Here is a 22,552-nt window from a genome sequence, read left to right on the forward strand (position 1 = left end):
ACACCCTGTTCGCACCTGCGGGAGAGCCGTGGCTTGCGCCGGGTTCCGCATGTACCGGGACAGACTTGGTCGTCCTTGACTGCTTACAATTGCTTGTAGCTGCTTGCTGAACTGCTTACTTTACTACGTTGCCGCCTTTGTTTCAGGCGGCAGGATCAGACGGTGAAACAGGGCAAGACGGCCACGCCGCCTTGCCCTTGAGGACATCAGTCGCGTTCGAGATCGATGTCGATACCGAGCGAACGGATTTCCTTGACCAGCACGTTGAAGGACTCCGGCATGCCGGCGTCAATCACGTGATCGCCCTTAACCAGGTTTTCATAAACCTTGGTACGGCCGTTCACGTCATCGGACTTCACGGTCAGCATTTCCTGCAGCACATACGATGCGCCGTAGGCTTCCAGTGCCCAGACTTCCATTTCACCGAAGCGTTGACCGCCGAACTGTGCCTTACCGCCCAGAGGCTGCTGAGTAACCAGCGAGTAAGGACCGGTCGAACGTGCATGCATCTTGTCATCAACCAAGTGATGCAGCTTCAGGTAGTGCATGTAGCCGACTGTCACGGTGCGCTCGAAAGCTTCGCCGGTACGACCGTCATACATGGTGACCTGATTCTTCGACGGAGTCATGCCCAGTTGCTTGGCGATGTGATCCGGGTAGGCCAGATCCAGCATGCGGCGTGTTTCGTCTTCGTGCGCACCGTCAAACACCGGTGTAGCGAACGGAACACCCTTCTTCAGGTTGGCTGCCAGTTCCAGGATCTCGTGATCGGTGAACTCGTCGAGCGCTTCCTTCTTGCCCGATTCGTTGTAGATCGTGGTCAGGAACTTGCGCAGTTCAGCGATCTGCACCTGTGCGTTCAGCATTTCGCCGATACGCAGGCCCAGACCCTTGGCTGCCCAGCCCAGATGGACTTCCAACACCTGACCGACGTTCATACGCGACGGCACGCCCAGCGGGTTCAGCACGATGTCTGCTGGAGTACCGTCGGCCATGTGTGGCATATCTTCGATCGGCAGAATGCGCGAAACCACACCCTTGTTACCGTGACGACCCGCCATCTTGTCGCCTGGTTGCAGACGACGCTTCACGGCCAGGTAAACCTTAACCATCTTTTGCACGCCTGGCGGCAGTTCGTCGCCTTGTGTCAGCTTCTTGCGCTTTTCTTCAAACGCCAGATCGAACTGGTGACGCTTCTCGGCGATCGATTCCTTGATCGCTTCCAGTGCCACAGCCATGTCGTCGTCAGCCGGACGGATGTCGAACCAGTGGTACTTATCCAGATCATCCAGATAAGCCTTGTCGAGCTTGGTGCCCTTGACCAGCTTCTTCGGACCGCCATTGGCGACCTTGCCGATCAACGTCTTTTCCAGACGTTGGAAGGCATCGCCTTCAACGATACGCAGCTGATCGTTCAGATCCAGGCGATAGCGCTTCAGTTCATCATCGATGATCTGTTGTGCGCGCTTGTCGCGTTGGATGCCTTCGCGGGTGAACACTTGCACGTCAATGACGGTACCGACCATGCCCGAAGGCACGCGCAGCGAGGTGTCTTTAACGTCCGAAGCTTTTTCGCCGAAGATCGCGCGCAGCAGCTTTTCTTCCGGTGTCAGCTGGGTTTCGCCCTTTGGCGTCACCTTACCGACCAGCGTATCGCCGGCTTCGACTTCAGCACCGATGTAGGTGATGCCGGACTCGTCCAGACGCGCCAGTTGGTTTTCAGCCAGGTTCGAAATATCGCGGGTGATTTCTTCCGCGCCGAGCTTGGTGTCACGCGCCACAACAGACAACTCTTCGATGTGAATCGAGGTGTAGCGGTCATCAGCCACAACTTTTTCGGAGATCAGGATCGAATCTTCGAAGTTGTAGCCGTTCCATGGCATAAACGCCACCAGCATGTTCTGACCCAGAGCCAGTTCGCCCAAGTCAGTGGATGCGCCGTCGGCGATCACGTCATGCTTGGCAACACGGTCACCAACCTTGACGATAGGACGTTGGTTGATGTTGGTGTTCTGGTTCGAACGTGTGTACTTGATCAGGTTGTAGATGTCGACGCCGACTTCACCAGCTTGCGCTTCTTCATCGTTTACACGAATCACCACACGGCCTGCATCGACGTAATCGACGATACCGCCACGCAGCGCTTGCACGGTCGTACCGGAGTCAACGGCAACGGTACGCTCGATACCGGTACCGACCAGCGGTTTTTCCGGACGCAAGCAAGGCACAGCCTGACGCTGCATGTTGGCGCCCATCAATGCACGGTTCGCATCATCGTGTTCGAGGAACGGAATCAGCGACGCCGCCACCGAAACGACCTGGCCTGGGGCCACGTCCATGTACTGAACGCGCTCTGGCGAGACCAGAATGGTTTCGCCGGCTTCACGTGCAGAGACCAGTTCATCGGACAGCTTCAGCGAAGCGTCGATGGTCGCATTCGCCTGAGCGATGATGTAGCGGCCTTCTTCGATTGCCGACAGATAGTCGATCTGGTTGGTGACCTTGCTGCCTTCGACCTTGCGATATGGGGTTTCAAGGAAACCGTATTCGTTCAGACGGGCATACAGCGCCAGCGAGTTAATCAGACCGATGTTCGGGCCTTCAGGCGTTTCGATCGGGCACACGCGGCCGTAATGGGTCGGGTGCACGTCACGAACTTCAAAGCCGGCGCGTTCACGGGTCAGACCACCAGGTCCCAGAGCGGATACACGGCGTTTGTGCGTGATTTCCGACAGTGGGTTGGTTTGATCCATAAACTGCGACAACTGCGACGAACCGAAGAATTCGCGGATCGCGGCCGAGATCGGCTTGGAGTTGATCAGATCGTGCGGCATCAGGTTGTCCGCTTCGGCTTGACCGAGGCGTTCCTTGACGGCGCGCTCAACGCGAACCAGACCGGCACGGAATTGATTTTCCGCCAGTTCGCCGACGCAACGGACGCGACGATTACCCAAGTGATCGATGTCATCGACTTCGCCACGGCCATTGCGCAACTCAACCAGAATCTTGATCACAGCCAGGATGTCTTCGTTCGACAATGTCATGGCGCCAGTCAGTTCATCACGGCCGATACGACGGTTGAACTTCATGCGGCCAACTGCCGACAGGTCGTAACGGTCTTCGCTGTAGAACAGGCCGTTGAACAGCGCTTCCACCGAATCTTCGGTTGGCGGTTCGCCAGGACGCATCATGCGGTAGATTGCCACGCGCGCAGCGGTTTGATCCGCTGTGTCGTCGGTACGCAATGTTTGCGAGATGTAGCCGCCCTGATCCAGATCGTTGGTGTACAGCGTCTGGATCGCATCGATGTCAGCTTCGCGCAGGCGAGCCAGCAATTCTTCGGTCAGCTCGTCGTTAGCCGAGGCAATGACTTCACCGGTGTCGCCGTCGACGATGTTCTTCGCCAATACGCGGCCCAGCAGGTAGTCTTCCGGCACGGAAATTTGCTTGATGCCGGCAGCTTCGATGTCGCGCACGTGCTTGGCGTTGATACGCTTGTCTTTCGCGACCAGCGGCTTGCCGGACTTGTCGAGAATGTCGAAACGCGCAACTTCACCACGCAGACGTTCAGGGACGAATTCCATCTCGGCGCCTTCAGCGTGCAGCGTGAAGTTGTCGAACACGAAGAAGTTCGCAAGGATCTGCTCGGATGTCATGCCGATTGCTTTGAGCAGGATCGTCACAGGCATCTTGCGGCGACGGTCGACGCGGAAGAACAGAATGTCCTTCGGATCGAATTCGAAGTCGAGCCACGAACCACGGTAAGGAATAATACGTGCAGAGAACAGCAACTTGCCGGACGAGTGGGTCTTGCCGCGGTCATGTTCAAAGAACACGCCAGGCGAGCGGTGCAGCTGCGACACGATGACGCGCTCGGTACCGTTGATGACGAACGAACCAGTAGTCGTCATGAGCGGCAATTCGCCCATGTAGACTTCCTGTTCCTTCATTTCCTTGACGACTGGCTTGGTTGGCGATTCTTTATCCAGAATCACCAGACGCACCTTGGCACGCAGCGGCGACGCGAACGTCAGGCCACGTTGTTGGCATTCCTTGACGTCGAACGGCGGCGCGCCCAACACATAGGAGAGAAACTCGAGACGCGCAAAACCATTGTGCGAAACGATAGGAAAAATCGATGTAAAGGCCGATTGCAGACCTTCGTTCTTACGTTGGGACGTTGCTTTGTCCGTTTGCAAGAATGTCTGGTATGACTCGATCTGAGTCGCTAGCAGGAACGGAACGTTGTGGACGTTAGCGCGTTTCGCAAAGGATTTACGAATACGCTTCTTCTCAGTAAATGAGTAGTGCATGGACACTCCGTGAGTGACAGGAAGGATAGAGAGTTCAGGACTCGCCCAGATTGCTTATTACCTTGTTGCCGCAATCCGTTAACAGCGAAACCTCAAGTCTCAGCCCTTCAGTCTTGGTCTGGCGCCACCTCTTATTCAGCTAAAACTAGCCGCAAAACAAGAAATTGCTAACCACTAAACATACAAAATTTCGAAACGACAAAGGAGCCAAAGCCGAATCCTTTTTTCAAAGGACTCTGCACTTTGACTCCGGTGGAACAATGCGCCGGCGAACCGGCGATATTCCAGCTCAAGTAAAAACTTACTTGATTTCTGCTTTCGCGCCAGCTTCTTCCAGCTTCTTCTTAGCTGCTTCAGCATCAGCCTTAGGAATTGCTTCCTTGACTGGCTTCGGTGCACCGTCAACCAGATCTTTAGCTTCTTTCAAGCCCAGACCGGTGATTTCGCGAACTGCCTTAATGACGCCAACCTTGTTCGCGCCGATTTCAGCCAGAACAACGGTGAACTCTGTTTGCTCTTCAGCAGCAGCGGCGCCAGCGCCACCACCAGCAGGACCAGCAACAGCCATTGCTGCAGCGGAAACGCCAAACTTTTCTTCGAATGCCTTCACCAGGTCATTCAATTCCAACACGGTCAAGGCGCCTACGGCTTCCAAGATATCGTCTTTGCTAATTGCCATTTGAAACTCCTAATTTATTTCGGTAATAACATCTAATCGGTACTGACGCAGAGGCCAAAGTTCTTATGAACAACTGCCGCATTGCTGCGGCGAGCATTCTTAAGCTGCTTCGGCTTCTTTCTTGGCTGCCAGAGCAGCCAGACCACGCGCAAAACCAGCGACCGGAACCTGCATCATGCCCAGCAATTGGGCCAGCAGAACTTCGCGGGATGGGATATTTGCCAATGCAGTAACAGCAGCCTTATCCAGCGGCTTACCTGCATAGTTACCTGCCTTGACGACCAGTTTGTCGTTGGTTTTAGCAAAGTCAGAGATGACTTTAGCTGCAGCAACGGCATCTTCCGAGATCGAATAGATCAACGGGCCGGTCATTTCAGAAGCGAGGTCAGCAAACGCGGAACCTTCAACAGCACGACGTGCGAGTGTGTTCTTCAACACGCGCAGGTACACGCCTTGGTCACGCGCTTTGGCGCGCAGTTGCGTCAAGTGACCAACCTGGATGCCACGGTATTCAGCCACGACGATAGTCTGTGCAGTTGCTACTTTTGCAGCGACTTCGGCGACAACGGCCTTTTTGTCATTCAGATTGAGACTCAAGATCAACCTCCAAAAATGATGTTTGGCGACGACACAGGCGAAAAACCTGCTTGCCTTACATCGGTTCGAACACGGCGTCCGACGTTAGGAGTTCATTGCAACGTTTCGAAAACCTGAAACGCTGTGTGAGACTGCAAAACTTGTTCGGGGTCACCATCTGCGCTGGGTAATCAAAAACAGAGGTTTTTGACGTTTTAACTTTGTGCCTGCCTGCTGCACGCCGCCCAACGGTCTTTGATTGCCTGAAGCACTTCACAATTGCAAAATGCTCCAGCCCAAAGATGCGCCCCGCTTCCATCAGGAAACGAGGACTTGATTCTTTACTTAAGCAGCCAGAGTTGCCTGATCCACACGGACGCCAGTGCCCATGGTGGACGACAGCGAAACCTTGCGCAGGTAAACACCCTTGCTGGTCGCTGGCTTAGCCTTGTTCAGTGCATCGATCAGCGCAACCAGATTGGACTTCAGATCTGCATCGCTGAACGACTTGCGACCGATAGTGGCGTGAATGATGCCGGCCTTGTCGGTACGGTATTGCACTTGACCAGCCTTGGCATTCTTGACCGCGGTAGCGACGTCAGGAGTAACAGTGCCGACCTTCGGGTTAGGCATCAGGCCACGTGGGCCCAGGATTTGGCCCAGAGTACCGACGATACGCATTGTGTCTGGCGAGGCGATGACGATGTCGAAAGGCATGTTACCGGCCTTAACCATTTCAGCCAGATCTTCCATACCAACCACGTCTGCGCCAGCTGCCTTGGCTTGCTCAGCCTTTTCGCCCGAAGCAAATACAGCCACGCGAACGGTCTTGCCTGTACCAGCCGGCAGAACCACGGAACCGCGAACCACTTGGTCCGACTTCTTCGCGTCAACGCCCAGTTGGACGGACACGTCGATCGATTCGTTGAACTTTGCTGTTGCGAATTCTTTGACCAGCGCCAGTGCGTTATCGAAAGGATAAGCCTTGGTACGATCGATCTTGCCTTCTTGCGCCTTAGCGCGTTTTGTCAACTTAGCCATTACAGACCCTCCACCGTGATGCCCATGGAACGTGCCGAACCAGCGATGGTGCGCACAGCCGCTTCCAGATCAGCAGCGGTAAGATCCGGCTTCTTCTGGGTAGCGATTTCTTCCGCTTGTTTACGAGTGATCTTGCCAACCTTGTCTGTATGCGGCTTGGCAGAACCCTTTTGAATACCGGCAGCCTTCTTGATCAGAATAGTTGCTGGAGGAGTCTTCATCACGAATGTGAAGGACTTGTCAGCAAATGCAGTGATCACGACTGGAATTGGCAGACCTGGCTCAACGCCTTGAGTCTGGGCATTAAATGCCTTACAGAATTCCATGATGTTCAGACCGCGCTGACCCAGCGCAGGACCGATCGGAGGGGATGGATTTGCTTTACCAGCTGGCACTTGCAGCTTGATAAAACCGATGATTTTCTTTGCCATGATGGCTCCTACGTTGATTGAGTGTTAGCGCCTTTTCGGCATCTTGCGATACGGTACTAAGGCTCCTCTGCTGCTTGCCGGATTTGATGAAATTTACATTTCGCCGCGCTCCTGCGGGCGCTTGACTGGGGTAATGCTTAGACTTTTTCGACCTGGCCGAACTCAAGCTCAACCGGTGTAGCGCGACCGAAAATAGTGACCGATACACGCACGCGGGATTTTTCGTAATTCACTTCTTCCACGTTGCCGTTGAAATCGGTAAAAGGACCATCCTTGATACGTACCAGCTCGCCCACTTCGTACAACACCTTTGGACGCGGCTTTTCGATGCCGTCTTGCATTTGCTGCATGATCTTATCAACTTCATGCGGCGGAATAGGCGTTGGGCGATTCGACTTGCCGCCGATGAAACCAGTGACTTTGCTGGTGTTCTTCACCAAGTGCCAAGTTTCATCCGTCATTTCCATTTCAACCAGGACATAACCTGGGAAGAAACGACGTTCGGTTACCGACTTGTGACCATTCTTGACATCAACAACTTCTTCCGTCGGCACCAGAATCTGGCCGAACTGCTCTTCCATGCCGGCGCGAACAATGCGCTCGGTCAGTGCACGCTGCACACTCTTTTCCATGCCGGAATAGGCATGCACAACGTACCAGCGCTTTTTACTCGCGCTTGAAACGCTTTGCGCACCAATCGGTGCGCTGTCTTGTGTGCTATCGCTCATTTTTATTTCCAGCCCAAAATTACGTCATACAACAGGAATTCGAGCAACTTGTCCGTACCCCACAAGAAGATTGCCATGATCAACACGAAGGCGAAAACGATCGCCGTGATCTGCATTGCTTCTTTGCGTGTAGGCCAGACAACTTTTTTGGTTTCACGTACTGATTCTTTGGCAAAGCCGACGAAGCCGCGACCTTGCGCCGACGTCCAGGCAAAACCAACTGCCACCAGCAAACCTGCGACCAAAGCCAGTGCACGCACAGCTGTAGCTTGACCCGACAACACGAAAAAACCGACCACGCCGGCAAGCACCGCTACGATTGCCAGGGCAACCTTGAGCTTGTCGCTTGATGCGCTGACGGTTTGTACAGGCTGGTTAGACATTTATTTACTTTCAGTACCCTACACACCTGAATCGGTGGCAGGGGCGGAGGGCATCGAACCCCCAACCTCCGGTTTTGGAGACCGGCGCTCTGCCAATTGAGCTACACCCCTACGTTTAAAACACTTGCCTGAAGAACCTGGCCAGCCAACTTAATGCTTGCCGCTCAGACATCAACGCCGCGAGACGGGAGCTTCCCGAATCGCGGCGATTGCTACTCTTTTTATTACGCGTCAGGCAGGATCTTGGCAACAACACCTGCACCGACAGTACGGCCACCTTCGCGGATCGCGAAACGCAGACCTTCTTCCATCGCGATCGGGTTGATCAGCATCACTGTGATCGACACGTTGTCGCCTGGCATAACCATTTCCTTGTCCTTCGGCAACTCGATCGAACCAGTCACGTCCGTTGTACGGAAGTAGAACTGTGGACGATAGTTGTTGAAGAATGGTGTGTGGCGACCGCCTTCGTCTTTCGACAACACATAGATCTCGCCTGTGAAGTGCTTGTGTGGCTTGATCGAGTTTGGCTTCGCCAACACTTGACCGCGCTCCACGTCTTCACGCTTGGTGCCGCGCAGCAGCACGCCAACGTTGTCGCCTGCCTGACCTTGGTCCAGCAGCTTGCGGAACATTTCAACGCCAGTACAAACGGTGTCTTGTGTGTCACGGATACCAACGATTTGCAGGGCTTCGCCAACCTTGACGATACCGCGCTCAACACGACCGGTCACAACGGTACCGCGGCCGGAGATCGAGAACACATCTTCCACTGGCAGCAGGAAGGCGCCGTCAACAGCACGTTCCGGTGTCGGGATGTAAGTGTCCAGTGCTTCGGCCAGTGCCATGATGGCTTGCTCGCCCAATGGGCCAGTGTCACCTTCCAGAGCCAGCTTCGCCGAACCCTTGATGATTGGCAGGTCGTCGCCTGGGAATTCGTACTTGGTCAACAGCTCGCGCACTTCCATTTCGACCAGTTCCAGCAGCTCTTCATCATCCACCATGTCAGCCTTGTTCAGGAACACGATGATGTAAGGAACGCCAACTTGACGCGACAGCAGGATGTGTTCGCGTGTTTGTGGCATTGGGCCGTCTGCTGCGGAGCAAACCAGGATCGCGCCGTCCATCTGCGCAGCACCGGTAATCATGTTCTTCACATAGTCGGCGTGGCCTGGGCAGTCAACGTGGGCGTAGTGACGGTTGGCTGTTTCGTATTCGACGTGGGCTGTGTTGATGGTGATGCCGCGTGCCTTTTCTTCTGGCGCCGCATCAATTTGATCGTAGGCCTTCGCTTCGCCGCCGAATTTCTTCGACAACACAGTTGCGATTGCTGCTGTCAGCGTGGTCTTGCCGTGGTCAACGTGACCAATCGTACCAACGTTCACGTGCGGCTTGGTCCGCTCGAATTTGCCTTTTGCCATCTTAGACTCCTAACGATTGATGAGAATGTTCAGGCAACGCGCCCGATCGACTTGCTGACTTTGAAGCGCTAATTGCTGTAACAACAACTGCAATACAACTGGTGCCCTTGACGTGGATTGAACACGTGGCCTCTCCCTTACCAAGGGAGTGCTCTACCACTGAGCTACAAGGGCTTACCTGCCAATTGCGCCAACAACCAAACGACGCAACCGGACAAAACTTGGAGCGGGTGAAGGGAATCGAACCCTCGTCATAAGCTTGGAAGGCTTCAGCTCTACCATTGAGCTACACCCGCGAGGAACTACATCGAACTACCTATCACTTCACAGCCGCAACAAATGCAAACTGATCCCAAAATGGTGGAGAGGGCTGGATTCGAACCAGCGTACTCGTAAGAGGGCAGATTTACAGTCTGCTGCCATTAACCACTCGGCCACCTCTCCGCGCAGGGAACTCAAAACTATAGGCGAACACTTATCCCTTGTCAACTAAAATGCGAGAAGAGATGCATTATTTTTTCTTTGACGCCCTTAGTTTCCTGAAATCACGTCATTGGCGCGACGCCCGACCTGATTCCAGGGCGCAATTCTAACCAGCATCGCCATTCCCGGCAACGCCAGGATGAAGCAAAGGATAAAAAAGTTGAACCAGCCCATATCGGCCACGATATAGCCGACCGAAGAATTGACGAAAGTCCGAGGCACTGCGGCCAGGCTCGTAAACAACGCAAACTGCGTTGCCGTATAGCGCGGATCGGTTTCGCGCATGATGTAGGCAACGAATGCCGCCGTGCCCAAACCAACGCCAAATGCTTCAAAGCCGATCACCAAGGCCAGCACCAGCGTATCGGCCCCGGCCTGCGCCAACCAGGCGAAACCCAGAATGGCGACAGCCTGGATCACCCCGAATACCCACAGGGCCTTGTTGATGCCCAGTCGGATCATCCAGACGCCGCCGACAATCCCGCCCACCACACTGGCCCAAAGGCTGGTGGTCTTGGAGACAACGCCGATCTGCGTCATCGAAAAGCCGAGATCGATGTAAAACTTGGTTGCCAGCGCGGTCGCCATGCTGTCACCAAGCTTGTACAGAAAGATGAATCCCAGCACCCACAGCGCCGAACTCCAGCCGTCGCGCGTCACGAATTCCTGAAAAGGCATGACCACGGCCTCGCGCAGGCTTTTTGGCGGCGAACCGTAGACCTTGGGCTCTTTCACCAGCAAGGTACAGATCAAGCCAGGCAGCATGAACGCCGCAGTAATCCAGAACACGCTTTGCCAGGCCATCAGATCCGCCAGCACCAGCGACAAAGCGCCGGGCACCATGCCGGACAGCTTGTAGGCGTTGACGTGGATGGCGCTGCCCAGGCCAAGCTCTTCTTCCGGGAGGATTTCGCGGCGAAAGGCGTCGATGACGATATCCTGGCTGGCGGAAAGAAATGCCACTACCGATGCCATGAAGGCGATGGTGCCGACCTGCGTGTGCGGATTGAGCATCCCCATGCCGCCAATGCCGAAAAACAGCGCGATCTGCGTGAAGAACATCCACCCGCGGCGACGTCCCATCTTGCCGAAGTGAAAGCGGTCCATCAGCGGTGACCAGAGAAATTTCCAGGTATAGGGAAACATCACCAGCGCGAACAGACCGAGCGCCTTGACGTTCAACCCCGATTTCGCCAGCCACGCCTGCAACAGACTCAACAGGATGAACAGCGGCAGCCCCGAAGAAAAGCCCAGAAACACGCAAATCAGCATGCGACGATTGAGATAGCTATGCCAGGAAATCGGGGATGAGGTCATAAAGAAGCAATGAGGGGCAATTGGATGGTGCGCACGGCAAGACGCCGGCGCTCCGCTCATGATGCGTAGACATACATGAGCGGAGGCGTTTGCGGAGTATAAGGAATTTGTCGGCGCCGGTCTGTTTTTCCGGCGCGTCCACCAGAGCCGGCTACTTCTTTTTCAGACGAAAGACCGCAAGGCTGCCGCGCCAGTTGGGCAAAAACGTGACCGGCTTGCCGTCATGCAGCGCCACGCATTCGAGCACCTCCAGGCCGACTTCATTGGCCAGCTGTTCAAAGTCCTTGATGGTGGCGCAACGCAAGTTAGGTGTGTCGTACCACTCGTAAGGCAGCGACTTCGACACTGGCATGCGTCCGCGCAGCAATGCCACACGGTGAGTCCAATAAGCAAAGTTGGGGAAGGACACAGTCGCCTCGCGCCCGACACGGGCGATTTCTCGCAAAATGCCTTCGACGTCCTTGACCATCTGCAGCGCCGACAGACATAGCACGGTATCAAAGGCATTGTCCTCGAACATCGCCAGACCGCCTTCCAGATCCTGCTGGATCACGGAAACGTTGCGCGCAACACATTCGGGGATGCGCGCGTCATCGATCTCGATGCCATAACCGCTGCAAGCCTTGTCGGTCTGCAGATAGTCGAGCATCACACCATCGCCGCAACCGACGTCCAGTACTTGCGAGCCCGCGCGGATCCAGTGAGCGATGAAGGCAAGGTCGGGGCGCAATACGCTCAGTTCAGGGAAATTCATGCGCACTCCTCCAAGGCGATTTCAGCCCACACGCGTTGATAGTATTCGCGCAGCAATTTCATGTAGCGCTCATCCTCGAGCAAGAAGGCATCATGGCCATGCGGGGCATCGATTTCTGCATAGGTCACGCGGCGCTTGTTGCTCACCAGTGCCTGTACCATTTCGCGGCTGCGCTCTGGTGAAAAACGCCAGTCGGTCTTGAATGACGCCAGCAAAAACTGCGCCTTGGTGTTGGCAAACGCCTTCGCCAGATCGCCGCCGAAATCCTTGGCGGGATCAAAATAATCGAGCGCCTTGGTGATCAGCAGGTAGGTATTCGCGTCGAAGTAGGTCGAGAATTTGTCACCCTGATAGCGCAAGTAGGATTCGATCTCAAAGTCGATGCCGAAACCGAATTGATATTCACCCGAGCGCAAATCACGGCCGAATTTTTCGGCCATGTCATCGTCGGATAAATATGTGATGTGCCCTACCATGCGCGCTACACGCAGGCCGTTTTTCGGTACCACGCCATGCGCGTAAAAGTCGCCGCCGTGATAGTCGGGATCGGTCAGGATCGCCTGACGCGCAACGTCATTGAAGGCGATATTCTGGGCCGACAATTTTGGTGTGGAGGCGATGACGATACAGTGGCGCAAACGATCGGGAAACATCATGCTCCAGGCCACCGCCTGCATGCCGCCGAGCGACCCACCCATGACCGCGGCAAACTGCGCGATACCCAGTTGATCGGCCAGGCGCGCCTGCGCATTGACCCAGTCCTCCACCGTCACCACCGGAAAACTCGCACCGTAAGGCTTGCCGGTTGCCGGATTGGTGTGCATCGGGCCGGTCGAACCAAAACAGGAGCCGAGGTTGTTGACGCCAATGACGAAAAACTTGTCCGTATCGAGCGACTTGCCCGGCCCGACCATGTTGTCCCACCAGCCCACATTGTCCGGATCGTCGGCGTAGACGCCTGCCACATGATGCGAAGCGTTGAGCGCATGGCACACCAACACGGCATTGGACTTGTCGGCATTGAGCGTGCCGTAGGTTTCATACATCAGCATGTAGTCGGCAAGCGACGTCCCGTTCTTGAGCGGCAAGGGCTCGGGAAAATGCATGATTTGCGGCGATACGATTCCGATCGACATGGGCTCTCTTTGTAATCTCACAGTTAAACCATCCACAGACAAAACTATGGATTAAAAACAAAAAAGCCCGGAAGCTTGCGCTCGCGGGCTAAATAATGGGCTTGTCTGTTACTGCTCCAAGCTCGCTTTAGCCGTATTTAGATGGAACCTGGGTTCCGGCGCCCGCAAGCTGAGGTTTGGATAAACCATTCAAATCGGCGCAGTGGTGTAAGAATAACCAAGTCGAGGCATGCCGTCAAACCACGATTGACGGCATGCCATTACAGCAACTCAGCGACGGCGTGCGGCCGTCGCCTTGATCTCCGGTTCAGCGTTGAGCGTGCGCAATTGCGCCATGGCGGCTTCGATCACGGACGGCTCAGTGGCTTTCAACACCTTCTTGACCTGCGGTTCCAGCAAGGTCAGATCGCTGTTGAGGATTTCCTGCTTGACCGACAGCAGTTGCGACGGATGCATGGAGAATTCCAGCAAGCCCATCCCCAGCAACAAACGCGTCCATTTCACGTCACCCGCCATTTCACCGCAGACGGCGACAGGAATACCCGCCTTGCGCCCCATCGCAATCACGCTCGACAGGAGGAACAGCACCGCCGGATGCAGCGGATCGTAGAGATGCGCCACTTCATGATCGACGCGGTCGATCGCCAGTGTGTACTGAATCAGATCGTTGGTGCCGATGGACAGGAAGTCGAGGCGCTTGATGAAAATCGGCAAGGCCAGCGCAGCAGCCGGGATTTCGATCATGGCGCCGACCTCGATGTCTTCGTCGAATTTTTGCTTGCGCTGACGCAACTGCTCCTTCGCTTGCTCGATCAGGGCCAGCGTCTGATCCACCTCGAAAGCATGCGCCATCATCGGGATCAGCAGCTTGATCGGGCCAAAAGCGGAAGCGCGCAAGATCGCCCGCAACTGCGTCAAGAACATCTGCGGCTCGCTCAGGCAATAGCGAATCGCACGCAAACCCAGAGCAGGATTCAACGCAGTTTGTTCATCTTCGTCCAGCGGTTTGTCGGCGCCGACGTCGAGCGTGCGGATCGTGACGGGGCGCCCTTTCATCGACACTACCGTCTGGCAATACGAATCGAACTGTTCGTCTTCCGTAGGAAATTTTTCCAGATGACCGGCTCGCCCCATGAACAAGAATTCGGAGCGGAACAAACCGACACCATTGGCGCCTGCTTCCAGCGCAGGCGCGCTATCCGTAGGCAACTCGATGTTGGCCAGCAGGGTAATTTCGGTACCGTCCTGCGTGATGGCAGGCGTCTTCTTGAGGCGGCCGAGCTTCTTGCGGTCGCGCAGCATGCGCTCCTGGCGCGCACGGTATTGCGCCAGCACCAACGGCGACGGATTAACGATGGTCACGCCGGCGTCGCCGTCGATGATGAGGACGTCGTCCTGCTTGACCAGCGCCGAGGCGTTGTTCATGCCGACGGCGGCCGGAATATCAAGACTGCGGGCAACAATGGCCGTGTGCGAGTTCTGGCCGCCCAAGTCGGTAACAAAGCCACCGAAAGCACCGTCGCGGAACTGCAGCATGTCGGCAGGCGAAATATCGTGCGCCACGACGATGATGCTGGCGGTGGCACCATCGCCGCCTTCGGCCGGCGGCAGGTTGATTGCGCTGCCGGTAAGTACTTTAAGCACGCGATCGCCGACTTGCTGAATGTCGGCCTTGCGTTCGCGCAGGTAAGGATCTTCGATCTCGTCGAACTGCGCCGATAGCCCATCGATTTGCGTTACCAGCGCCCATTCGGCGTTGTAGTAGCGATGCCGGATGATATTGAGCGGCACTTCCGCCAGCATCGGGTCGGACAGGATCAGCGCATGCACGTCGATGAAGGCGCCCAATTCAGGCGGCGCTTCTTTCGGCAGTTCGCTGCGGATGGTCTGCAACTCCTGATGGACGGTGGCGATGGCGTTTTTAAGGCGTAAGACTTCCGCCTCGACCTGATCGTCGGGAATGAGGTAATGCTTGACGTCGAGAGCGGCGGGGGCAAGCAGATGCGCGCGGCCGATCGCGATGCCTTTTGAAACTGGGATACCGTGTAAGGTAAAAGATGCCATCGCGTTTGTCTCCTGCGTTATTTGTTATGCCTTGATGTAAATCATGATCGCGGTAGCTCTCAAAACCTTACCGGACAACGCCATGTTTGGCAATCATGCGGAAAAACAAGTGGGAAACAAACAGGAAAAATTCGATATTTACGACTGATTTGCGACGACTAATGAGGATGAATGACGGCCCAAGATGGCCGTCGTCCCCTGCAATGCCTTACTGACCTTCGCCGAAACGATCGTTGATCAGCGCTTCCAGTGCAGTAAAGCAATCCTGCTCGTCGTCGCCTTCGGTTTCCAGCAAAACCTTGCTGCCCTTGCCTGCCGCCAGCATCATCACGCCCATGATGGATTTGGCGTTGACGCGGCGCTTGTTGAAGGTCATCCAGACTTCGCACTTGTATTTGGAAGCCAGTTGCGTGAGCTTGGCTGAGGCGCGTGCGTGCAGACCGAGCTTGTTGATGATCTCAAGTTCTTTTTGAATCATGGGAGTTCTTTCTTTGTTCTTGTCTATTGGGGTCAAACACCGCCAGCACACTTATATCGCCATAGCGATATAGCGCTATATTGCCAGCCTTCTTATTGGGAGGAAACACGAACGCGATTGTCCACGCGTACGGCCCCGCTCTGACCGCCGGCGAGCGCCATTTCCATGACGACGTCAAGTGTATCGTTGCGATACGTCAACGCGCGCAGCAACATTGGCAGGCTGATGCCGGCAATGACTTCGACGTTGTCGATGGCGCACAGATAACCGGTGCAGTTGGAAGGCGTACCGCCCATGACGTCGGTGATCACCAGCACGCCGCTGCCGTCGTCGAGACGACGCACGGCTTCCGCTGCGAGCTTTTGTACTTCTGCCGGGTTCTGATCGGCGATGACGTCAATGGCTTCGATGCGCTCTGGCAAACCACGAAATACGTGCGTTGCCGCCGCGATGAAAGCCTGACCCAGCGGGGCATGCGTGAGAAGAAGGATACCGACCATGAATTTCTACTTGCTATATGTACGTTGGTACGTTGCCAGAACGGGCGCCGGGTTGATTGCTTCAGCTGCCTGCGACTGCGGTTTCCAGCGCATCGACGAACATGGCGGCAACATCGAAGCCGCTTTGCTGCGTGATTTCCTGAAAACAAGTCGGACTGGTGACATTGATTTCTGTTAAATAATTGCCAATAGCGTCCAATCCTACCAGCAACAACCCCCGCTGCGCCAAAATCGGCGCCAGTGCTTCGGCGATTTCCAATTCGCGCGGCGAAATAGGCTGCGCAACGCCGAGACCGCCGGCCGCCAGATTGCCGCGCACTTCGCCGCCTTGCGGAATCCGCGCCAAAACGTGCGGCACCACTTTACCGCCAATCAGCAGAATGCGCTTGTCACCCTTGGAAATTTCCGGGATGAAACGTTGCGCCATGATCGTGCGGTTGCCGTTGTCGGTCAGGGTTTCGATGACCGAACCGAGATTCATGCCGTCCTGGCCGATGCGGAAGATGCCCATGCCGCCCATGCCGTCGAGCGGCTTCAGGATCACGTCCTTGTGTTCGGCGTGGAACGCGCGCAGGCGCTTGGCGTCGCGCGTGACCAGCGTCGGCGCGGTGTATTGCGGAAATTGTGCAATCGCCAACTTTTCGTTGTGGCTGCGAATCGCTTCGGGCTTGTTGAAGACGCGCGCGCCTTGCTTTTCGGCCAGCTCCAGCAAGTACGTGGTGTAGATGTATTCCATGTCGAACGGCGGATCCTTGCGGATCACGATGGCGTCGAACTCGGACAGGAAGGTCGAGACCGGTGCATCGGCGCGGTACCAGTCATCGGCGTCGCCGGTGAGCGTGATCTTGGCGACATTCGCGGTCACCAGCCCGCTTTCGAGCACGACGTCGGTCTGTTCGAAGGCATAGATGGCGTGACCGCGTTTAGCAGCCTCGCGCATCATCGCGAAGGTCGAGTCCTTGTAGGTCTTGAAGGTGTCGAGCGGGTCGGCCAGGAATGCGATTTTCATGAAATGTCCGTCAAAAATGTCAGGCAAATAAGGATTAATAGACTTCCGGATTCGGATCAGTCTTTTCCATTTCCAGCGAAGCGGCCAGCAGCGCCAGGCGCGCCACCACGCCATACATATAGAAACGGTTCGGCGCCGCCGTGCCCGGTTTGGCTTGCAGATCCGGCAACGCGTGCTGTTGCTGGAAGGCCAAGGGCACGAAATGCGCGCCCGGCGCATTCAGGTTTTCGTTGACGTCGCGATCCGCATGCACGCGGTAGAAACCGCCGACCACGTAACGGTCGATCATGTACACCACCGGCTCGGCGACGGCTTCATTGATGCGTTCAAACGAATGCACGCCTTCCTGGATGATCAGTTCGCTGACTTCCAGGCCTTCCTTGCCGACCACCATCTTGCTGCGCTGCTTGCGATTGAAGTCCTTGACTTCGCTGGCGTCCTTGACGGTCATGATGCCCATGCCGTAGGTGCCGGCGTTGGCCTTGACGATCACGAACGGCTGCTCCTTGATGCCGTATTCCTTGTACTTCTTGCGGATCTTCGACAACAGGCTGCTGACGTTGTCGGCCAAGCAGTCGGAGCCGGCGTCTTCCTGCAGATTGAGCTCGCCGCATTTGGCGAACAGGGGGTTCAGCATCCACGGATCGACATCGACCAGCTTGGAGAATTTCTTGACCACTTCGTCGTAGGCGGCAAAGTGGTTGCTCTTGCGGCGCACAGCCCAGCCGGCATGCAACGGCGGCAAGACGTTTTGCTCGTCGAGGTTTTCCAGCACTGACGGAATGCCGATCGACAGGTCGTTGTTCAACAGCACGGTACAGGGGTCAAAATTCTTCAACCCGAGGCGACGGCCGTTCTTGGAACGCTCCAACGGCTCCAGCGTGATACTGGTGCCGTCCGGCAAGTCGATCTGCTTCGGCTTCTTGATGTCTTCCAGCGTACCGAGGCGCACATTGAGGCCGGTCTGGCGGAAGATCTGCATCAACCGCGCGACGTTTTGCAGGTAGAAACTGTTGCGTGTGTGATTCTCAGGAATCAGCAGCAAGTTCTTGGCATCCGGGCAATATTTTTCAATGGCGGCCATGGCGGCCTGCACGGCCAGCGGCAGCATTTCCGGCGACAGATTATTAAAGCCGCCCGGGAACAGGTTGGTGTCTACCGGCGCCAGCTTGAAGCCGGCGTTGCGCAAGTCGACCGAACAATAGAACGGCGGCGTGTGCTCTTGCCATTCCATACGGAACCAGCGCTCGATCGCGGGGGTGGCGCCCAGGATTTTCTTTTCGAGGTCCAGAAGCGGACCATTGAGGGCGGTGACAAGATGCGGAACCATAAAAAGACCTTCTGCGCGTACTGGGGCGATGGAGACGAATAGCGGTCGGAGAATCAATAACAATCAATAACAATCGATAACAAAACCGACAGGAACCGGCCATTTTAGCGGGATTCTTGCTATTACGTCGTCAGCCGTCCGGCAATATCTGGTGGAGAGGTCATTTACGTGGTGGCGTTGTCGTTTTTTTAAAGCCCCCATAAAAAAAGCGCCCGAACCGAAGGTCGCGGGCGCTTCTGAAGGGAGCCACAAGGGCTCCCGGGAGACAAATTACGAGTGGTAAGCCGATTCGCCGTGGCTGGAGATGTCCAGACCTTCGCGTTCTTCTTCTTCCGTCACACGCAGACCGATCACGATGTCGACCAGCTTGAAGGCGATGAAGGAGACCACACCCGACAGGATCACGGTAGTCAGCACGCCTTGGAACTGAATCCACACTTGACCGCCGATGGAGTAGTCAGGAGCAACTGCGTTGGCAACGTAGTCATAGATACCTGTGCCGCCCAGGCTAGGCGCAGCGAACACGCCAGTCAGGATCGCACCCAGGATACCGCCCACGCCGTGCACGCCGAAGACGTCCAGTGCATCGTCCGAGCCCAGGATCTTCTTCAGGCCGGTAACACCCCACAAGCACAGCAGACCAGCGATCAGGCCCATGACAACCGCGCCGCAGACACCGACGAAGCCGGCTGCAGGAGTAATTGCCACCAGACCGGCAACCGCACCCGAAGCCGCACCCAGCATCGAAGGCTTGCCCTTGCCGATCCATTCACCGAAGCTCCACGACAAGACAGCAGCCGCTGTTGCCAGGATGGTGTTGACGAAGGACAGAGCTGCACCGCCGTTGGCTTCCAGACCGGAGCCGGCGTTGAAACCGAACCAGCCGAACCACAGCAGCGAGGCACCGACCATAGTCAGAGTCAGGCTATGCGGCTTGAACGCTTCCTTGCCGAAACCGACACGCTTGCCGATGACGTAGGAACCAACCAGACCAGCAACCGCAGCGTTGATGTGAACCACGGTACCACCCGCAAAGTCCAGCGCGCCCTTTTGGAACAACCAGCCGGAGATTGCAGTTGCTTTTTCAGCAGCGGCAGCGTCGGTGAATGCATCCGGACCTGGCCAGAACCAGACCATGTGGGCCATTGGCAGGTACGAGAACGTGAACCAGATGATCGAGAACACGATCACGGCGGAGAACTTCACACGCTCAGCGAACGAACCGATGATCAGCGCGACGGTGATCGCAGCGAACGCGCCCTGGAAGGCCACGAACGACAGCTCAGGAATCACGACGCCCTTGCTGAAGGTTGCTGTATTCGAGTCGCCGGTCAGACCGTGCAGGAACAGACGATCGAAGCCACCGAAGAATGCGCCGCCTTCTGTGAACGCGATGCTATAGCCGTAGACGAACCACAGGATATAGATCAACGAGAAGATCACGAAACATTGCATCAGCACGGACAACATGTTCTTGCTGCGGACCAGGCCGCCGTAGAACAGGCCCAGGCCTGGCAGTGTCATCAGAATCACGAACGCTGTACAAATCAGCATCCATGCCGTGTCGCCCTTGTTAGGAACAGGGCCTGGAGCAGCGGCTGCCGGAGCAGCCGGAGCTGCTGCTGTGGCGGCGGCTGGAGCCGCAGCAGGTGCTGCTTCAGCTGCTTTCGGTGCATCAGCCTTAGGAGCTTCTGCGGCCGGCGCTGCAGCAGCGGCTTCAGGCTTAGGCGCATCTTGCGCCTGCGCCGGAGCGGCAAAACCTACCGCCAACAACAAAGTGCCGATTGCCAGCGCACTTGAAAACATTTTTTTGATACTCATTACTGTTCCCCCTTAGAGAGCGTCTTTGCCGGTTTCACCGGTACGGATGCGGATAACGTCCAGCAGATCTTGTACAAAAATCTTGCCGTCGCCGATTTTGCCTGTACGTGCTGCAGCCTCGATGGCTTCCAGCGCGCGCTCGACGATCGAATCGTCGACTGCGGCTTCGATCTTGGTCTTCGGCAGGAAGTCCACGACATATTCCGCACCGCGATACAGCTCGGTGTGGCCTTTTTGACGGCCGAAGCCTTTGACTTCAGTCACGGTGATGCCTTGCACACCGATCGCCGACAAGGCTTCGCGCACCTCGTCGAGCTTGAATGGTTTGATGATCGCTGTAATCAGTTTCATACCGACCTCAATTAGAAAGTTTTGCTAAGGGAGAAAACGACGCCGTTACGACCAACATTTTTGGTGCCATTCGACGCTGGAGTTGTGCTGACGCCGTCTTTCAGATCAGTACCGACGTATGCCACACCCAGAGTGATGCCGGCCAGATCTTCAAATGTCTTGCTCACGCCGATTTTCCAGTCGTTGTAGCTGAACTGGGCGGTCGCGCCGTGTACGCTTTGGTGACCGAGATGCAGGCCGACCACGGTGCCGAAGTAGCTGTCGATGTTGGCACCCAGATCATAGTACTGGCTGTATTTGCTGTTGACTGCGCCGAACAGATTGGTCAGCGATTGCGAGTACTTGAAGTAACCAGGACCATAGCCGACTTGACCATAGAGTTCGAAGGTATTGGCATTCTTGACGCCGCTGTTTGCCAATGTGTTGCCTGGATAGTAGTAGTACAGACCGCCGACGTCATAAGTAAAACCACCGCCGATATCGCCGCGCTTGCCGCCGTAGATATCCCACTCGATATTGCCCTTGGTGCTTTGGCCCGCGATCGTACCCGCGTCCTTGATCCACTTGATGTTGGTAGCCCATGTACCCAGGTACAAACCTGTTGGGTTATTGGTGTAGTCAGCACCAACTTGCAAAGCCGGATCGAAGCGTGTTTGTGTCAGACCGCGGTAGCGATAATCGCTGACGACAGCCGCGTTGAAGGTGAATTCATTATCTGGCTTCGGTGCGTCCTCTGCATGCGCGAAGCTGGATACAAACGATGCTGCGACTGCTGCTGCAAGAATCAATTTTTTCATGGCGTCCCTCTAGGTTTCTGTTAAACAACAAATTATTCATTTCTGCACAATTTGTATAGCAGGAGCCATGCCACCCCTTTTTGACGGGTTTGCGTTACTTTTTTTAGCGCAAATCAACATTCCAATTAGGCATTTTTTCTTTTTTTCCCAAATATAGTGCATAAATCTGATCCACGCATGGCCACGCACAACAATAGGGCGCAACAATTTCAATTCAACATTTTCCCAACGGAAATAACACGTCTTTAATGGTGCAAACGAAATTCTTTGCCAGCATACGGCCAAATTTCATCACTGAGCGGAATCTACTGTTTCTTTAAAACATTATTTTCGCAGTCATTCAACGCTATTAAATAGAGCAAAAAATATTCGGCAGAACGCCCTTATGAATGTTGGCGACAGCTCGGACGATATCGTGACCACTTCATCAGTCTCGTCAAAACTTAAGGATGCGGATTTATTTGCAAAATAGCAACTAAACTACTGAACGTTTTTGGTCGCAACAGAACAAAGGAAGAGATGCGCGCCCGGTTTCTTTGCCCCTCACATTCCTTCGGCATGGCGAAAGCGCTACACTTGCCAGATCGTCATTACCGAAACCTCACAGATAAAAAGGACCATCATGGACAAACCACAATTTTTCGAAGATCTGCAATCCAAAATCAATAAGGCCATCGAAAACTCTCCCGCCAAGGACATCGAAAAGAACGTCAAGGCCATGCTGAGTCAGGGTTTCTCCAAACTCGATCTGGTAACCCGCGAAGAATTCGACATCCAGGCGCAAGTGCTGGCCAAAACCCGCGCCAAGCTGGAAGAACTGGAAGCACGCGTTGTCGAGCTCGAAGCCCGTCACAAGACCTCCTGAGATTCGGCCGGTCACATTGCGTCCGTCCCCAATCTTCAGTTTTCAATTTCTTGATAGCTGCGAAGCTATCAAACC

Annotated in this window: 20 protein-coding genes and 4 tRNA genes; 1 reads left to right on the plus strand and 23 read right to left on the minus strand. The window is 55.4% G+C overall.

Going from position 1 to position 22,552, the window contains the following annotated elements; genetic code table 11:
* Positions 1-206: 206 nt before the first annotated feature.
* From rpoB to PQR63_RS00695, 23 genes are all read right to left on the minus strand, one after another.
* On the minus strand, positions 207-4,313 hold the full coding sequence (gene rpoB / locus PQR63_RS00585; RefSeq protein ID WP_408164725.1) for a DNA-directed RNA polymerase subunit beta: 4,107 nt from the start codon (positions 4,311-4,313) through the stop codon (positions 207-209).
* A gap of 301 nt (positions 4,314-4,614) precedes the next feature.
* Positions 4,615-4,992 carry a 50S ribosomal protein L7/L12 gene (gene rplL, locus PQR63_RS00590; protein ID WP_408164727.1) on the minus strand — a complete coding sequence of 126 codons (378 nt, stop codon included), beginning with the start codon at positions 4,990-4,992 and terminating at the stop codon, positions 4,615-4,617.
* 99 nt (positions 4,993-5,091) lie between these two features.
* Positions 5,092-5,589 carry a 50S ribosomal protein L10 gene (gene rplJ, locus PQR63_RS00595; protein WP_094565773.1) on the minus strand — a complete coding sequence of 166 codons (498 nt, stop codon included), beginning with the start codon at positions 5,587-5,589 and terminating at the stop codon, positions 5,092-5,094.
* Between the two features lie 324 nt (positions 5,590-5,913).
* Complete coding sequence (gene rplA / locus PQR63_RS00600; RefSeq protein WP_408164729.1) at positions 5,914-6,609, minus strand: 50S ribosomal protein L1; 696 nt, start codon at positions 6,607-6,609, stop codon at positions 5,914-5,916.
* The gene (rplK, locus tag PQR63_RS00605) at positions 6,609-7,040 is read right to left on the minus strand and encodes a 50S ribosomal protein L11 (RefSeq protein WP_007875265.1); all 432 of its coding nucleotides are present in this window, start codon (positions 7,038-7,040) and stop codon (positions 6,609-6,611) included. The genes rplA and rplK overlap by 1 nt, the downstream gene beginning before the upstream one ends.
* Before the next feature lie 137 nt (positions 7,041-7,177).
* Positions 7,178-7,768: a transcription termination/antitermination protein NusG gene (gene nusG / locus PQR63_RS00610; protein ID WP_050480079.1), complete on the minus strand. Its 591-nt coding sequence runs from the start codon at positions 7,766-7,768 to the stop codon at positions 7,178-7,180.
* 2 nt (positions 7,769-7,770) lie between these two features.
* Positions 7,771-8,151, minus strand: coding sequence for a preprotein translocase subunit SecE (gene secE / locus PQR63_RS00615; protein ID WP_094565775.1), 381 nt, complete (start codon positions 8,149-8,151; stop codon positions 7,771-7,773).
* A gap of 35 nt (positions 8,152-8,186) precedes the next feature.
* A tRNA-Trp gene (locus tag PQR63_RS00620) sits at positions 8,187-8,262 on the minus strand.
* A 113-nt stretch (positions 8,263-8,375) separates the two neighbouring features.
* Positions 8,376-9,572 carry an elongation factor Tu gene (tuf, locus tag PQR63_RS00625; RefSeq protein WP_116436317.1) on the minus strand — a complete coding sequence of 399 codons (1,197 nt, stop codon included), beginning with the start codon at positions 9,570-9,572 and terminating at the stop codon, positions 8,376-8,378.
* A gap of 99 nt (positions 9,573-9,671) precedes the next feature.
* Positions 9,672-9,746: transfer RNA gene (locus PQR63_RS00630), tRNA-Thr, on the minus strand.
* Positions 9,747-9,794: 48 nt separating this feature from the next.
* Positions 9,795-9,868: transfer RNA gene (locus PQR63_RS00635), tRNA-Gly, on the minus strand.
* Between the two features lie 62 nt (positions 9,869-9,930).
* Positions 9,931-10,016 (minus strand) — tRNA-Tyr (locus PQR63_RS00640).
* 87 nt (positions 10,017-10,103) lie between these two features.
* A complete protein-coding gene (locus PQR63_RS00645; RefSeq protein WP_408164732.1) occupies positions 10,104-11,372 on the minus strand; it encodes an AmpG family muropeptide MFS transporter in 1,269 nt (422 codons plus the stop codon).
* A 151-nt stretch (positions 11,373-11,523) separates the two neighbouring features.
* A complete protein-coding gene (metW, locus tag PQR63_RS00650; protein ID WP_408164734.1) occupies positions 11,524-12,126 on the minus strand; it encodes a methionine biosynthesis protein MetW in 603 nt (200 codons plus the stop codon).
* The gene (gene metX, locus PQR63_RS00655) at positions 12,123-13,262 is read right to left on the minus strand and encodes a homoserine O-succinyltransferase MetX (RefSeq protein WP_408164735.1); all 1,140 of its coding nucleotides are present in this window, start codon (positions 13,260-13,262) and stop codon (positions 12,123-12,125) included. The genes metW and metX overlap by 4 nt, the downstream gene beginning before the upstream one ends.
* 270 nt (positions 13,263-13,532) lie before the next feature.
* The gene (gene ptsP, locus PQR63_RS00660) at positions 13,533-15,326 is read right to left on the minus strand and encodes a phosphoenolpyruvate--protein phosphotransferase (RefSeq protein ID WP_408164737.1); all 1,794 of its coding nucleotides are present in this window, start codon (positions 15,324-15,326) and stop codon (positions 13,533-13,535) included.
* A 208-nt stretch (positions 15,327-15,534) separates the two neighbouring features.
* On the minus strand, positions 15,535-15,804 hold the full coding sequence (locus PQR63_RS00665; protein WP_050478380.1) for an HPr family phosphocarrier protein: 270 nt from the start codon (positions 15,802-15,804) through the stop codon (positions 15,535-15,537).
* A 92-nt stretch (positions 15,805-15,896) separates the two neighbouring features.
* Positions 15,897-16,304, minus strand: a complete 408-nt coding sequence (locus PQR63_RS00670; protein WP_050478379.1) for a PTS sugar transporter subunit IIA — start codon at positions 16,302-16,304, stop codon at positions 15,897-15,899.
* A gap of 61 nt (positions 16,305-16,365) precedes the next feature.
* On the minus strand, positions 16,366-17,313 hold the full coding sequence (gshB, locus tag PQR63_RS00675; protein ID WP_408164740.1) for a glutathione synthase: 948 nt from the start codon (positions 17,311-17,313) through the stop codon (positions 16,366-16,368).
* 34 nt (positions 17,314-17,347) lie between these two features.
* On the minus strand, positions 17,348-18,643 hold the full coding sequence (gshA, locus tag PQR63_RS00680) for a glutamate--cysteine ligase (protein WP_408164742.1): 1,296 nt from the start codon (positions 18,641-18,643) through the stop codon (positions 17,348-17,350).
* A 270-nt stretch (positions 18,644-18,913) separates the two neighbouring features.
* The gene (gene amt / locus PQR63_RS00685; protein ID WP_408164744.1) at positions 18,914-20,464 is read right to left on the minus strand and encodes an ammonium transporter; all 1,551 of its coding nucleotides are present in this window, start codon (positions 20,462-20,464) and stop codon (positions 18,914-18,916) included.
* Positions 20,465-20,476: 12 nt separating this feature from the next.
* Complete coding sequence (locus PQR63_RS00690; protein WP_007884397.1) at positions 20,477-20,815, minus strand: P-II family nitrogen regulator; 339 nt, start codon at positions 20,813-20,815, stop codon at positions 20,477-20,479.
* A gap of 11 nt (positions 20,816-20,826) precedes the next feature.
* Positions 20,827-21,612 carry a TorF family putative porin gene (locus PQR63_RS00695; RefSeq protein WP_408164746.1) on the minus strand — a complete coding sequence of 262 codons (786 nt, stop codon included), beginning with the start codon at positions 21,610-21,612 and terminating at the stop codon, positions 20,827-20,829.
* Between the two features lie 622 nt (positions 21,613-22,234).
* Here PQR63_RS00695 and PQR63_RS00700 point away from each other — a divergent pair.
* Complete coding sequence (locus PQR63_RS00700; RefSeq protein WP_408164748.1) at positions 22,235-22,477, plus strand: accessory factor UbiK family protein; 243 nt, start codon at positions 22,235-22,237, stop codon at positions 22,475-22,477.
* Positions 22,478-22,552: the final 75 nt, after the last annotated feature.

It is taken from the genome of Herbaspirillum rhizosphaerae (assembly GCF_046025915.1).
Lineage (GTDB): Bacteria > Pseudomonadota > Gammaproteobacteria > Burkholderiales > Burkholderiaceae_D > Herbaspirillum > Herbaspirillum rhizosphaerae_A.

Bases quoted from the DNA above. Each gene is read 5' to 3' on its own strand.
- rpoB (WP_408164725.1), bottom strand. From the start codon at position 4,313: ATGCACTACTCATTTACTGAGAAGAAGCGTATTCGTAAATCCTTTGCG.
- rplL (WP_408164727.1), bottom strand. From the start codon at position 4,992: ATGGCAATTAGCAAAGACGATATCTTGGAAGCCGTAGGCGCCTTGACC.
- rplA (WP_408164729.1), bottom strand. From the start codon at position 6,609: ATGGCTAAGTTGACAAAACGCGCTAAGGCGCAAGAAGGCAAGATCGAT.
- rplK (WP_007875265.1), bottom strand. From the start codon at position 7,040: ATGGCAAAGAAAATCATCGGTTTTATCAAGCTGCAAGTGCCAGCTGGT.
- nusG (WP_050480079.1), bottom strand. From the start codon at position 7,768: ATGAGCGATAGCACACAAGACAGCGCACCGATTGGTGCGCAAAGCGTT.
- secE (WP_094565775.1), bottom strand. From the start codon at position 8,151: ATGTCTAACCAGCCTGTACAAACCGTCAGCGCATCAAGCGACAAGCTC.
- tuf (WP_116436317.1), bottom strand. From the start codon at position 9,572: ATGGCAAAAGGCAAATTCGAGCGGACCAAGCCGCACGTGAACGTTGGT.
- PQR63_RS00645 (WP_408164732.1), bottom strand. From the start codon at position 11,372: ATGACCTCATCCCCGATTTCCTGGCATAGCTATCTCAATCGTCGCATG.
- metW (WP_408164734.1), bottom strand. From the start codon at position 12,126: ATGAATTTCCCTGAACTGAGCGTATTGCGCCCCGACCTTGCCTTCATC.
- metX (WP_408164735.1), bottom strand. From the start codon at position 13,262: ATGTCGATCGGAATCGTATCGCCGCAAATCATGCATTTTCCCGAGCCC.
- ptsP (WP_408164737.1), bottom strand. From the start codon at position 15,326: ATGGCATCTTTTACCTTACACGGTATCCCAGTTTCAAAAGGCATCGCG.
- PQR63_RS00665 (WP_050478380.1), bottom strand. From the start codon at position 15,804: ATGATTCAAAAAGAACTTGAGATCATCAACAAGCTCGGTCTGCACGCA.
- PQR63_RS00670 (WP_050478379.1), bottom strand. From the start codon at position 16,304: ATGGTCGGTATCCTTCTTCTCACGCATGCCCCGCTGGGTCAGGCTTTC.
- gshB (WP_408164740.1), bottom strand. From the start codon at position 17,313: ATGAAAATCGCATTCCTGGCCGACCCGCTCGACACCTTCAAGACCTAC.
- gshA (WP_408164742.1), bottom strand. From the start codon at position 18,643: ATGGTTCCGCATCTTGTCACCGCCCTCAATGGTCCGCTTCTGGACCTC.
- amt (WP_408164744.1), bottom strand. From the start codon at position 20,464: ATGAGTATCAAAAAAATGTTTTCAAGTGCGCTGGCAATCGGCACTTTG.
- PQR63_RS00690 (WP_007884397.1), bottom strand. From the start codon at position 20,815: ATGAAACTGATTACAGCGATCATCAAACCATTCAAGCTCGACGAGGTG.
- PQR63_RS00695 (WP_408164746.1), bottom strand. From the start codon at position 21,612: ATGAAAAAATTGATTCTTGCAGCAGCAGTCGCAGCATCGTTTGTATCC.
- PQR63_RS00700 (WP_408164748.1), top strand. From the start codon at position 22,235: ATGGACAAACCACAATTTTTCGAAGATCTGCAATCCAAAATCAATAAG.